General features: G+C 72.2%; 12 protein-coding genes, 2 tRNA genes and 1 pseudogene. 5 read left to right on the forward strand and 10 right to left on the reverse strand.

Annotated features, from left to right (window positions below):
* Window positions 1-55: 55 nt before the first annotated feature.
* A complete protein-coding gene (locus OH735_RS06150; protein WP_406380137.1) occupies window positions 56-1,366 on the reverse strand; it encodes a hypothetical protein in 1,311 nt (436 codons plus the stop codon).
* Window positions 1,366-1,932 carry a DUF4365 domain-containing protein gene (locus OH735_RS06155; protein ID WP_406380139.1) on the reverse strand — a complete coding sequence of 189 codons (567 nt, stop codon included), beginning with the start codon at window positions 1,930-1,932 and terminating at the stop codon, window positions 1,366-1,368. Before OH735_RS06155 ends, OH735_RS06150 begins: the two co-directional genes overlap by 1 nt.
* A gap of 206 nt (window positions 1,933-2,138) precedes the next feature.
* Between OH735_RS06155 and OH735_RS06160 the strand changes: the two genes are divergently transcribed.
* Window positions 2,139-2,864 (forward strand): 3'-5' exonuclease, encoded by a 726-nt coding sequence (locus OH735_RS06160; protein WP_406380141.1) that lies wholly within the window; start codon window positions 2,139-2,141, stop codon window positions 2,862-2,864.
* Between the two features lie 97 nt (window positions 2,865-2,961).
* Here OH735_RS06160 and OH735_RS06165 read toward each other — a convergent pair.
* Both OH735_RS06165 and OH735_RS06170 read right to left on the reverse strand, forming a co-directional pair.
* Window positions 2,962-3,033, reverse strand: a tRNA-Val gene (locus OH735_RS06165).
* A 39-nt stretch (window positions 3,034-3,072) separates the two neighbouring features.
* Complete coding sequence (locus tag OH735_RS06170; protein ID WP_406380143.1) at window positions 3,073-3,519, reverse strand: SRPBCC family protein; 447 nt, start codon at window positions 3,517-3,519, stop codon at window positions 3,073-3,075.
* A gap of 83 nt (window positions 3,520-3,602) precedes the next feature.
* Between OH735_RS06170 and OH735_RS06175 the strand changes: the two genes are divergently transcribed.
* Window positions 3,603-6,161, forward strand: a complete 2,559-nt coding sequence (locus OH735_RS06175) for an SCO7613 C-terminal domain-containing membrane protein (RefSeq protein ID WP_406380145.1) — start codon at window positions 3,603-3,605, stop codon at window positions 6,159-6,161.
* A 145-nt stretch (window positions 6,162-6,306) separates the two neighbouring features.
* Here the strand turns inward: OH735_RS06175 and OH735_RS06180 are convergent.
* A tRNA-Val gene (locus OH735_RS06180) sits at window positions 6,307-6,378 on the reverse strand.
* A 52-nt stretch (window positions 6,379-6,430) separates the two neighbouring features.
* Window positions 6,431-6,910, reverse strand: coding sequence for a TIGR02611 family protein (locus tag OH735_RS06185; protein ID WP_406380147.1), 480 nt, complete (start codon window positions 6,908-6,910; stop codon window positions 6,431-6,433).
* Between the two features lie 190 nt (window positions 6,911-7,100).
* Between OH735_RS06185 and OH735_RS06190 the strand changes: the two genes are divergently transcribed.
* On the forward strand, window positions 7,101-7,514 hold the full coding sequence (locus OH735_RS06190) for an SsgA family sporulation/cell division regulator (RefSeq protein ID WP_003959770.1): 414 nt from the start codon (window positions 7,101-7,103) through the stop codon (window positions 7,512-7,514).
* A 353-nt stretch (window positions 7,515-7,867) separates the two neighbouring features.
* A complete protein-coding gene (locus OH735_RS06195; protein ID WP_406380149.1) occupies window positions 7,868-8,440 on the forward strand; it encodes a CGNR zinc finger domain-containing protein in 573 nt (190 codons plus the stop codon).
* A 4-nt stretch (window positions 8,441-8,444) separates the two neighbouring features.
* Here OH735_RS06195 and OH735_RS06200 read toward each other — a convergent pair whose 3' ends face one another.
* The 3 genes and pseudogenes from OH735_RS06200 to OH735_RS06210 all read right to left on the reverse strand — a co-directional run bounded on the left by OH735_RS06200 (window position 8,445) and on the right by OH735_RS06210 (window position 10,434).
* Window positions 8,445-8,600, reverse strand: a complete 156-nt coding sequence (locus tag OH735_RS06200; protein WP_406380151.1) for a hypothetical protein — start codon at window positions 8,598-8,600, stop codon at window positions 8,445-8,447.
* Between the two features lie 232 nt (window positions 8,601-8,832).
* A pseudogene (locus OH735_RS06205) lies at window positions 8,833-9,824 on the reverse strand (LacI family DNA-binding transcriptional regulator).
* Between the two features lie 148 nt (window positions 9,825-9,972).
* Complete coding sequence (locus OH735_RS06210; RefSeq protein ID WP_406380153.1) at window positions 9,973-10,434, reverse strand: hypothetical protein; 462 nt, start codon at window positions 10,432-10,434, stop codon at window positions 9,973-9,975.
* 229 nt (window positions 10,435-10,663) lie between these two features.
* On the opposite strand from OH735_RS06210, the gene OH735_RS06215 reads away from it, so the two are divergent.
* Entirely contained in the window at window positions 10,664-11,179 is a 516-nt protein-coding gene (locus tag OH735_RS06215) for a DsbA family protein (RefSeq protein ID WP_406380154.1), read from the forward strand.
* A gap of 12 nt (window positions 11,180-11,191) precedes the next feature.
* Here OH735_RS06215 and OH735_RS06220 read toward each other — a convergent pair whose 3' ends face one another.
* On the reverse strand, window positions 11,192-12,028 hold the full coding sequence (locus OH735_RS06220) for a GNAT family N-acetyltransferase (protein WP_406380156.1): 837 nt from the start codon (window positions 12,026-12,028) through the stop codon (window positions 11,192-11,194).
* Window positions 12,029-12,070 lie beyond the last annotated feature (42 nt).

Below are 12,070 nucleotides of genomic sequence, written 5' to 3' on the forward strand. Positions count from 1 at the left end.
GCCCCCTCTGCGAAACGGTGGAGCCGTGAAGGCCGCCGGCTCCCCCGCTACGCCCCTATTCGCCCGTGCACGCCTCCTCGAAATAGTCGACGTTCTCCTGGAGCGACTTCATCAGCCGGTCCCGTTCCGCCTCGTCCACCTGCACGGGCACCACCTGCGCGGTCCGGGTCAGCCGCCGGAAGCCGCCACGGCTCTCCAGCCTGCCCTCCACCCTGATCGGCAGGCCCACCAGGTGGGCGTGGCCGGCGATCCGGTACGCCTCCTCGTCCAGCTCCAGCCGTACGTGCGCCACCTCGGCTCCGGCCAGCACCCGCAGCCGTACGATTCCGGCGCCCCGCGGTCCCGAGCGACGCAGCCGGACGACGGCGCCGGTGATCCGTACCGGCACGGCGGGCTCGTCCCGGAGGTAGCGGGCGCCCGCCCGGCGCAGGGCGGGCAGGTCGCCCGGGGAGAATTCCACCGGCTCGGGACGGGCCGGGCAGCCCTCGGGGATCCCGGCGGCGGGCGCCCACTCCAGAGCGATCCCGGCCCCTTCCGAGCCCTGGACCAGCGCGATGAGGGCCTCGGTGAGTTCCCGGCCGACTCCTGCCTCGACGGCGGTGTCGAAGGCTTCGAAGCCGCCGGTGGCCCGCTGGTAGTCCACGGCGTCGCGGGTGGCGTGCAGGGCGTGGTAGAGCCGTACGGCGACGGGCCGGCCCGGTTCCACGGGGACGAACGCGGCGAGCTCGCGGCCGCCGGGCGCGGGCCCGACGAGGATGCCGTCGAGGGCCGCCCGGGCCCTGCGGCGGTGGCGTGCGCCGTGGTAGCCGGCGCGTGCTCGGACGGCGAGGGCTCCGGCGAGCAGGATCTGCCGGGCGGCGCTGTGCAGTTGCTCCGCGCCCGTCCAGCCTGCCGCCCCGGCCGCTCCCCCGACGGGTTCGGGGACCTCGCGCCACCACCGGATCTCGTCGCTGGGCACGGCGAGGGAGACCAGGACTTCGCGGGCGGAGGGCGCGGCGCTGCGGGCGAGGGCGGTCAGCGCCTCGCCGAGGAGGTCCTCACTGTCGGGGAAGGCGGTGGTGTCGGGTACGAGGAGGCTCGTACCGCCGCCGGGCGGGGCGGGTGGTCCCGGTGGGGTCCAGCGGCTGTACCGTCCGGCCGCTCCGCCGCGGCGGAGCCAACCGTGCCGGTCGAGCAGGGCGGCGAGGACCGCGGGGTCGACCCGGGCGGGGTCGGGGATGTCCCCGGGCGGCCGGGGAGCGGTGGCCCACGCTCCCGCGGATTCGCTCGGGTGCGGGCGCATGGCCGACGGGATCACTTCGTTGACGGAATTGATGGGGTTGACGGAGTTGACGGGGTTGACGGACTCGTCCATCGGCCGGTGCATCAGGGTCTCCCTCCCGCCCCTACGCGGGTCATGATCTCGCAGAGCGCCCGGTCGTCGAAGATGCGTGAGGTCGGGATCCGCACGGTGGTCCGGTGCCGGCCCGTGACCGCGTGCCCGGCGAGGTTGGTCCAGTAGCAGCAGTGCCGCAGGTCGAGCCGGTCGTGTCCGGCACGCAGCCACTCGTCCTGGCTGCGCGGCACGATCATCACGACGAGGATCTTGTGCACCGACACGGGGGTCCGGGCGAGCTTCACGAGATGTGCGTTGTCGAGTGTGAAGGAGAACGTCGGTCCCGGCGGATTCGGCGGGATCTGGTAGGTGCATTTGAGCTGCACCTTTATGGTCACTTCGTCGTCCACGGCATGGCCGGGGGCGCCATGGCTGACGTGCCAGTCGATGCCGTTGTCGGGGAAGGGCTGCGCCAGGGAGCACCCCGCCGCAGCCGCGACCGCGTGCAAGTAGCCCACCTGGAGCGTCTCCATGCAGGCGGTGGTGGCGAGTGTGCCGCGCAGCGGTGCGATCCGCTGGGGCAGCAGCCCGCTCGGTTCGGGCTGCGCGAGCGCCATGGCTGCGTGGGCCTTCCGGGCTGTGCCGATCGGTTCTTCGACGGATTGGTCTCGATGGCGGGGTGACGGACAACTTCCGTCGCCCCCACCTGTGTTGTCACCGCACGGAACGGCGCGCAAACGGCGTATCAGGCAAAGGGTGCGGGTATCACCGGACCGGGCAGGGGAATCACGCCATCTGCCGTTCGCGCACGAGGAGTTCGGGGATGACTCACTGGTACGAAGGGCCACTGGCCGCATTTGACACCGAGACGACGGGAGTGGACGTCGAGGAGGACCGGATCGTTTCGGCCGCCCTGGTCGTCCAGGACACGGCAGGCGGGCGGGTGCGGGTCACCCGCTGGCTGGTGAATCCGGGGGTTCCGGTGCCCGTGGGGGCGACCGCGATCCACGGTCTGACCGACGATCACCTTCAGCGCAACGGCCGCTGGCCCGCGCCGGTGGTGGAGGAGATAGCCCGTGCGCTCGCCGAGCAGTGTGCGTCCGGCCGGCCGCTCGTCGTGATGAACGCACCGTTCGATCTGACCCTGCTGGACCGGGAGTTGAGGCGCCACCGCGCGTCGTCACTCGCCCATTACCTGCAGAACACACCGCTGTGCGTGCTGGATCCGCGCGTGCTCGATAAGCACCTGGACCGCTACCGCAAGGGGCGGCGGACCCTCACCGATCTCTGCGAGCTGTACGGGGTGGTGCTGGACGGCGCGCACGACGCGGCGGCCGATGCGGCGGCCTCGCTGGAGCTGGTACGGGCGGTGGGGCGGCGGTTCTCGTCCCGGCTGGAGCGGCTGTCCCCGCCGGAGCTGCACACGTTGCAGGCCGTGTGGCATGCGGCACAGGCGCGTGGGCTGCAGGCGTGGTTCGCGAAGAACGGCACGGTCGAGGCGGTGGATCCCGCGTGGCCGCTGCGCCCGGAACTGCCCGCCGCGGCATGATCGGACGGGTCGGGCCGACGGACGCCGCCGCGGCTCCCGCGCCCGGACACGCAGAAGCCGGTCCGTCGGTTCTGCTGACGGACCGGCCTCTTCCGGGTGGGCGATACTGGGTTCGAACCAGTGACCTCTTCGGTGTGAACGAAGCGCTCTCCCACTGAGCTAATCGCCCGGGAACGGGTTGAACCATACAGGGCTCGTGGTGTCCGGTTCAAACTCCTTCCAGCCAGGCCGTGAGACCCCGGCGCCCGGCGCGCATCATCAGCGCGTGGTTGGCCCGGAACACGGCGCGTCCGGGCACCGCGAGGAGCCGCATCAGCCGTCGGTGCACCTGGACCTCCTGCTCGTACGTGGCACGGCTGCCGGAGCCGTGCGCGGTGACCGTCCACCGGGCCCAGCCGACGAGGTCGCCGCCGAGGGCCGCTTCGAGGACCCGGGCCGCGGGGTCGCGGCGGCGTTCGCGGACGGTCATGACGAGGTCGTACGGGAGGAGGGAGCGGATCCGGGTGGTGCCGGTGGTGCCGTCGTCCGAGGTGACCTCGCGGACCTGCGGCCACCATCGCGGGTAGTCGTCGGGGCGTCCGAGGATCTCGTACACGGTGTCGGGCGGTCCCGGCAGGTCCCAGACACTCACGAATCGGTAGTGGCTCCAGTCCATGACCCCAGTCTGCGCGTACTCAGCCGGGGAACTGAGTACCCGAGCCCATGTCCGGTCCTGTTGCCCGCGCCACACTCCCGTCCATGGAACATGTGCCGCCGCCCGCCGAGGAATTGGCGCTCCTCGATCACGAGCTGGCCCGGCTGGACGCCCGCCGGTCCCAGTTGCTGGTTCGTCGTGCCTGGCTGGTGAGTGTGCTGGCGCAGCCCGCCGCGCGCCCCGCCGTGCCGCCGCCCGCCGCTCCGTACGGACCGCCCTCGCCGGTCCGGCCGCCGGCCCCGTTCACGGCTCCCTTCGGTCCTCCCACCGCGCCGGCCGGGCCGCGCAGCGCGCAGAACGTGCTGCTCACCCTGGGCGGTCTGCTACTCACGGTCGCTGCGATCGCGTTCACCCTGGTCAGCTGGGGTCAGATGGGTATCGGCGGCCGCTCGGCGGTGCTCACGATGGTGACGGTCGCGGCGCTCTCCGCTCCCGCCGTGCTGCTGCGCCGCGGGCTGCCCTCGACGGCCGAGTCGCTCGCCGCTCTGGCGTCGGTGCTGATGGTGCTGGACGCGTACGCGCTGCACCAGTTGGCGGTGCCGGAGGCCGGCAGTCCCGGTTTCGCCGCGGTCGCCTCGGCGGTGCTGGCGGTGCTCTGGGGTGCGTACGGGCTGCTGCTCGGCCGGCTTCGGCTGCCGCTGCCGCTAGCCGTGGTGACCGCGCAACTGCCGCTGTTGCTGTGGGCGTGGTCGGCGGGTGCGGAGGCCACGGTGTTCGGCTGGGCGTTGCTGGCGACGGCGGCGCTGGACTGTGCGATCGCGGTGTGGGGCAAGGGAGTTGCGGTACGGGTCACGGCCTGCTTCTGCTGCTGGACGACGGGCCTGCTGGGCCTGCTGGTGGGCCTGGGGCAGTCGGTGTCCGCCGATGCCGTGTCGGCCGCGGTGGCGCCTGGTCTGCTGTTGCTCGCGGGTGCGGCGGTCGCGGTGGCCGGGGCATGGCGTGCGCCGGCGGGGCTCGCGGTGGCCGGTGGGGCGGTGGCCGGGCTCGGCGGGGTGGCCGCGGTGGGTGGTGTGCTGGGCGCCGGGGTGGCCTGGAGCTGGTCGGTGCCGCTGTACCTGCTGTGCGGTGTGGTGCTGTTGGCGGCGGTGCGCGCTCCGCTGCCGCGCCCGGTCGGGAAGGGGCTGCTGTGGGCCTCGTCGGCGGTGACGGTGGGCTCGGTGCTGGCCGCGGTGCCGCCGGTCGGTCTGTCGCTGGTGGGCACGGTGTCGCAGGCGGCCCGGGTGTGGTCGGGGGTGCCGGAGGGCGGGGTACGGGGCGCGTTGGGCATGGAGGCCGGCGCGTGGTCCGCAATGGCTTCGGCCCCGGTGGTGCTGTTGGCGGTGGCCGCTCTGTCGGGGGCGGCGTACCGGTCGTGGGCGTCGTGGCTGCGGGTGGCCGGGCCGGTCGTCGCACCGAGGGCGGCGTGGCGGGGTGCGGCGGGGGCCGGTGCGGTGGCGCTCGGCTGGGCGGGGTTCACCGCGTTGCCCGCGGTGCTGGGACTGTCGTACGCGGCCGCGGTGTCGGTGCAGTCGGTCCTGGTCGCCGGGGTGTTCGCGGTGGCGGTCCGGGAACTGCGCCGGGGGGCAGATGGGGCGGGGCGGACCGCGCTGGTGTGTGGGCTGCTCGGTGCGGTGAGCGTGGGGATGCTGTCGCTCGCCACGGAGACCGCCACGTACGCGGTGTTCACGGGGTTGCTGGTGGTGTTCGGGGCGGCTGCGGTGGTGCTCGGCGGTGCCGCGGTCCCGGCAGCGCGGGCCTTGCCGCCGTTGCCGTCCGCTCAGGCGGCGCGTGCGGCAGGGGTGTTGCGGATGGCGCAGGCGGTGCCGGCCTGCGGTGCGGTGGTGTGCGGGATGGTGCTGGCCCGTGCGGCGGGGGCGTCGTGGGGGCTCGCCGGGTATCGGGCGGCGCCGGTCATGCTGGTCGTCCCTGTGGTGACGGTGCTGCTCGGGGCGCGGCTGCGGGGCCGCCCGCCGGCTCTGCCGGTCGAGCTGACCGGGGCCGTGGCGGGTGTCGTGGCGGTGGGCATGGCGGTGCCGGACCGGCCGTTCCTGGCGTTGGTCCTGTCGCTGTGCGGGGTGCTGGCGGCGGGCACGGCCGTACGGCCCGAGCGCCGGCCGGTGGCCGGGTATCTGGCGACGGCACTGTTCGTCCTGGCGGCGTGGCTGCGATTGTCGGCTTCGGGGGTGTCGGCCCCGGAGGCATACACCCTGCCGGTGACGGTGCCCGCCCTGGCGGTCGGTGTGCTGCGTCGGCGCCGTGACCCCGAGGCGTCGTCGTGGACGGCGTACGGGGCGGGTCTCGCGGCGACTTTGGTGCCGAGTCTCTTCGCGGCATGGGTCGATCCGTCCTGGGTGCGGCCGCTGCTGCTCGGTGCGGCGGCGCTGGTGATCACCCTGGCGGGCGCGCGGCTGCGGCTGCAGGCTCTGCTGCTGCTCGGTGGTGCGGTGCTGGCGCTGGACGCCGTGCACGAGCTCGCGCCGTACGTGGTCCAGGTCGTCGGCGTACTGCCGCGCTGGCTGCCGCCCGCGCTCGCCGGGGTGCTGCTGCTGGTGGTCGGGGCGACGTACGAGCAACGGCTGCGCGATGCGCGGCGCCTGAAGGGTGTCCTGGGCCGGATGCGGTGAGGTGTGGCGCACGGCCGGTCCAAGGCGCCCTCGGGGCCTCGGACCGGCCGGCGGTCTGCGACAAGTCGAGGGGGCCCGGTCGGGACAGCGCGGGAAACGCAGAGGGCCCGTGAGACTCTGCGGTCTCACGGGCCCTCTGTCCGGGTGGGCGATACTGGGTTCGAACCAGTGACCTCTTCGGTGTGAACGAAGCGCTCTCCCACTGAGCTAATCGCCCGGGCGCAGGCCAAACATTACCGCATGTCAGCGGCGCCCCATGACCACCCCGGTCACTCGTGGATCTTCCACGGCATGGTCACGCCGAACTTCCAGACGTAGATCCCCACGAGTACCGCGATGATCACCAGACCGGTCACGGTGAGGATGATGTTGCGTCGCCGGACCTTGGGATCGAGCGCCCGCTGGGCGGCCTCGGTGACCTTCCGACGCGTCCAGCGCAGCACCAGCTGCGCCCAGACGAACTCGGTGGCCCAGATCGCCATGCCGCCGAAGATCACCAGCCAGCCGGGGCCGGGCAGCGGCAGCATGATGATCCCCGCGACGACCACCGCGAGGCCGACCACGAAGACGCCGACCTGCCAGCTCACATGCAGTGCCCGTGAGGCCCTGATGAACCCGGGTGCCCGGGAACCGAGCTCCCGGTCCTCCCTCGTCACACCCTCCGTGGCCTCTCCCGTCACATCCCCCGTGGCGGACAACGGTTTCGCCGGTCCGGCGCCGCCGTCCCGCTCGTCACTGTCCGCGTTCATGGGGCCCAACCTACCGGAACGCCCTTCGTCACCGGAATGGCCGCATAACCCAAAGTTACACACCGCTGCACGAGCTACCTGAAGGGCCACAAAAAGGTCAGAGGGGTTTACAACGCCACCGTAGGTGGCATGTCGATTTCGCCGACGTGCGAATCCCCGAGCGCACACTGAGCGAAAGGCCCTGGCGCTTATGAACACCACGGTCAGCTGCGAGCTGCACCTGCGCCTCGTTGTGTCGAGCGAGTCTTCACTGCCTGTACCCGCGGGCCTGCGGTATGACACGGCCGATCCTTATGCCGTGCACGCCACCTTCCACACCGGAGCGGAGGAAACGGTCGAATGGGTTTTCGCCCGCGACCTCCTTGCCGAGGGGCTGCATCGGCCCACCGGCACCGGAGACGTCCGCGTCTGGCCATCACGTAGCCACGGCCAGGGCGTCGTCTGCATCGCACTGAGCTCCCCAGAGGGCGAAGCCCTGCTCGAAGCCCCGGCGAGGGCCCTGGAGTCGTTCCTGAAAAGGACCGACGCCGCGGTTCCGCCAGGCACCGAGCATCGTCACTTCGATCTCGACACGGAGCTCTCACACATCCTGGCCGAGAGCTGAGCCAGGCCGAGAGCTGCACGGCGCCGTCCGACTCGGGGAGACGGCGCCGCGCGGACAACCTCATAGGGCTGACACCGACGCCGTCACCACGGAATCCACCGTGATGACGGCGTCGGCGCGCGTTACCGCCCACGCGTGCGGCCACGCTCCGCGCACCGGCGCGCGCCCCGCGGGCCCAGGCCGCCCGCCACGGCCAGGACGGGCGGCCACCGGCCACGGGTACCCGCAGGCGGCCGGTACGCGCTCCTCGCGCCCCAAATGGGCGCTCTCGGGCCTCTGTGCGGGGGCACCGAGCCAGTAGAGTCAGCCGGCATCGGCGGGCACCCGCCCGCCGGAGGCCAGGGAGCGAAAGCGTGCTGATCCCCCACGACACCCGGATCGCCCTCGACACGGTGGTCGACCTGCTGAACACGGCGCCGGAGAGCGGGCAGCCGGAGGGCGGGCCGGTCGACGGTCTCGCCGGCATCGAAGCGCTGTACGACTTCGCGCGCCGCCATCGCATCAGCGGCGTGGGCGAGCTCCACGAGAAGGACCTGCGCGCCGTACGAGACGTCCGGACGCGCTTCGCCGAGATCTTCGCGACGGACGACGCCCGGACCGCGGCGTCACTCGTCAACGCCCTCGTCGCCGCCGCCGGCACCACACCGCAGCTCAGCAACCACGACGGCTACGACTGGCATGTGCACTACTTCGCACCGGACGCCTCGGTCGCCGACCACCTCGCGGCCGACTGCGGCATGGCCCTGGCGTTCATCGTGGTGGCGGGCGAGCAGGAGCGGCTGCGCCGCTGCGAGGCGCCGGACTGCCGGCACGCCTTCGTCGACCTCTCCCGCAACCGCTCCCGGCGCTACTGCTCAAGCCGCACCTGCGGTAACCGTCTGCATGTGGCCGCGTACCGGGCACGCCGCAAGGAAGCGGCCGGCTGACCGTTCACAGCATGAAGAGATCATGCACCGCGGCCATCAGCAGCAGGCTGCCGACCACCGCGAGGAAGATCATCAAAGGGGGCTGGGAAAGCGCGAAGAGGCAGCCGCGCGGCTCTTCGTCAGCGGGTGCGGGGGCATCGCCCCGGGAGGTGTCCACCATCTCGAGACGATCATGACCCAGAACGGGCCCCGTTGGCGATCAACACGCCTTTTTACGCCGGGAGTTCACCCACCCCGGAGTGGGGCGCGATTCGCTCCGGCGTCCGGTCGTCCGTCAGATTTTCGGTACGACAACCCCTGAACCACTCGTCGTTGACGTCGGCGCAGCACAACACCGCGGCAGACGCACCGAATTGCGGGCGGGAATCGCGGGGAGGCAGCGCAACCCGGTCTCAGCGTGGTGTCGTGCTGGAGGCGCGCACCACGAACTCGGGCTGGAGCACCACACTGCGGTGCTCGTGGGTACCGCCCTCGTCGTCCGCCTCCTCCAGCAGGAGCTCCGCGGCCATCCTGCCCATCACGACGGCGGGCTGACGGACCGAGGTCAGCGGTACGGCAGCGGCCGCCGCGAACTCGATGTCGTCGTAGCCGACGATGGCGATGTCGTGCGGCACCCGCACGCCCGCCGCGTACAGAGACTGCAGCACACCGAGGGCGAGCAGGTCGTTGGCGCAGAACACCGCGGTCGGCCGGGGCACGAGTCCGAGCAGCCGGGCCCCCGCATCGCGCCCCGCCGCCACGTCCGGTCGGTCGGAGGGGATCTCGACGAGTGCCTCGGGCGGCAGTCCGGCGTCGGAGAGGGCCGACAGGGCGCCCTCGCGTCGGTCCCTGATCTGGTGAAGGTCACCGGGGCCGCTGACGTACGCCACCGAGCGGTGCCCGGCCGAGACCAGATGACCAGCGGCGAGCGCGCCGCCGCGGACATCGTCCACGGAGACCGCGCAGGTCCCCGTGGAGGACACGACGCGGTCCACCAGCACGAAGGGGATGCGGTGACGACGGAACGCCTCCAGGTTGCGGCCGGTCGCGTCGGCGGGGGTGACCAGGACACCGCACACCCGCTGCTCGGCGAGAGTCCGAGGTACTCGGCCTCTTCCGTCGGGCTCTGGCCGCTGTTGCAGACCATCACACCGAGGCCGGCCACACGGGCCGCGCGCTCGGCGCCGCGGGCCACGTCGACGAAGAACGGGTTGCCCATGTCCAGGACGAGCAGTGCCATGATCCGGCTACGGCCGGCCCTGAGCTGGCGGGCCGACTCGCTGCGCACGTACCCGAGTTCCTCGATGGCGGCCAGCACCCGGGTACGGGTCTCCGGCAGCACCGCCTCGGGCCGGTTGATCACATTCGACACGGTGCCCACGGAGACTCCGGCCTGCCGGGCCACATCCTTGATCCCTGCCCCACTGATGCCCTCGGCCGCACCGGTCCACGGCGTCACCCCATCGTACGGACGCCGTCGCGGGCCGACTCCCCGGCGACGACCGCCGGTCCGGTCGCCCATCATGCCCCCCACCCCGTCGCGGTGGTGCGGGTCAGATGCCGTGCTTCTTCAGGATGGCCTCGATGTCGCTGAAGTCCTCGCCCGACGACGCGGACTGTTCCTTCGCCTTCGTCTTCGGGACCGCCTGCGCCCGGGTCGCCGGGAGCCCGGAGCCGAGGGAGGGTGCCGAAGCCGCCGGAGCGACGGCCCCGCCCTGCGCCGCCCGTGCGGCGGCCTTGCGTTCCTTACGGGTGCCGACGCCTCGGCGCTCGACCGCGCGCGTGGTCATGAACAGCAGCCAGGCCACGGCGAGCAGCCCGAAGCCGAGCCAGACGCTCGGCTTGAAGGCGATTCCGGCGACCCAGTCCACGATCCCGGTCAGCACCAGCGCGATCGGGACCAGGGAGTAGGCGGCGATCCGGGCCGCGGCGAGGAAGCGCTTCCGGTACGCGGTGACGGCGGCGATGCCCAGGCCCGCCGCGGACACCGCGGAGCAAATGGTCTCGGCAAGCATCGGGGCCTCCAGGCACAAGGGGAAACGTCCCTTCCATCCTGCACCGCCCACCACCCGTGCGGCCACGCTCCAGGACCACATCAGGGACATTTCAGGGCCGGGATCCTCCGCAGGTGCCGATTCCCAAGCACTCCGGCCCGAAGCCGGAGCGGACCGGACGGGGATACGGACCGGATACGGAGGGGGATGCGGATTGGGACGCTCGCGCGCGCCCTGGGAGACTGGCCGCATGAGCGATTCCACCGCCGCAGCGCCGGTCGTCCTCGACCTGTGGTGCGAGCTCCAGTGCCCCGACTGTCACCAGGCCCTCACCGATGTGCACGCCCTGCGGGCCAAGTACGGCGACCGGCTGGAGGTGCGGCTGCGGCACTTCCCGCTGGAGAAGCACAAGCACGCCCACGCCGCCGCGCAGGCCGCCGAGGAGGCGACGGCCCAGGGCACGGGCTGGCCGTACATCGAGGCGGTTCTCGCCCGCACTGCCGACCTCGGCCGCACCGGCGAGCCGCTGCTGATCGAGGTGGCGCGGGAAATCGGCCTGGACGCCGAGGAGATGGACACCGCCCTGATCGACGGCCGCCACATGCTGATCGTCGACGCCGACCAGGCCGAGGGCAAGGCCATCGGGGTCACCGGCACGCCGACGTACGTGATCGGCGACGAGCGGCTGGACGGCGGCAGGAGCCAGGACGGGCTGCGCGAACGCATCGAGGAGATCGCCGACCGGCTGCTCGCCGAGCAGGGCTGAGCCGGCGGCGGGTCAGAACGTCTTGGCCAGGTTGTACTGAGTCGTCCGGTAACCGAGCGACTCGTACAGCCGCTGAGCCGGTGTGTTGCCGGCGAAGACATGCAGCCCGAGGCGGTGGGCGCCCGCGTCCAGGGTGATGTGTTCCGCCTGCCACATCAGGGCACGTCCGTAGCCTCGGCCCCGGTACTCCTCGCCCACTTCGACGTCGAAGACGTATCCGGCCTTTTCGCCCGGGCTTTCTTCGCGCACCGACACCCACAGATGGCCGACGACCACGCCCTCGTGAACGAGGACGTGGAAATGCATGCCCGCGGTTTCCATGCCGTCCGGCAGGTTACGGGCATAGTCGTTCCTGGACTTCTGTATGGCCTGCTCAGCCGGAACGCCCTGGTCGATCCAGGACTGCGTGTACGTGTCGACGCTGGTGCTCTGCCAGCGCGCGAACTCCTCGGCGCTCATCTGCCGGGCGACGACACCGTCCAAAAGCGCCGGAGCCGTCCGGTCGAGTTCCTTGAGCATGTTCCGGCCGCGTTCGGTGTAGCCGAGTGCGGCGGCCAGGCCCTGCGCTCCCTCGTTGCCCTCGGGCGCCGCCAGGCGCACCTGGGTGCAGCCCCAGCCGCGCAGCACCTCTTCGGCCGCCAGCACCGCGATGGTGCCGCGGCCGCGCCTGCGGCGGGATTCGTCGACGCTCAGGGAACGCAGCACGCCGACCGAGGCACCGAACCGCGGATCCGTACCGATCTCGACGGCGCCGACGGGCCGCCCGTTGTCGCACACGTCGTACGAGCGGCTCTTCGCGCCGTCGGCGCCTTGCTGGATCGGCCCGGTCGGCCGGAGGGTCGTAGTCATCGCAGTTGTTCTATCCACTGTGCCCCGGCCCGTCACCCGGTT

Source organism: Streptomyces sp. NBC_01618 (genome assembly GCF_045209435.1).
In the GTDB taxonomy this organism is placed as follows: Bacteria; Actinomycetota; Actinomycetes; order Streptomycetales; family Streptomycetaceae; genus Streptomyces.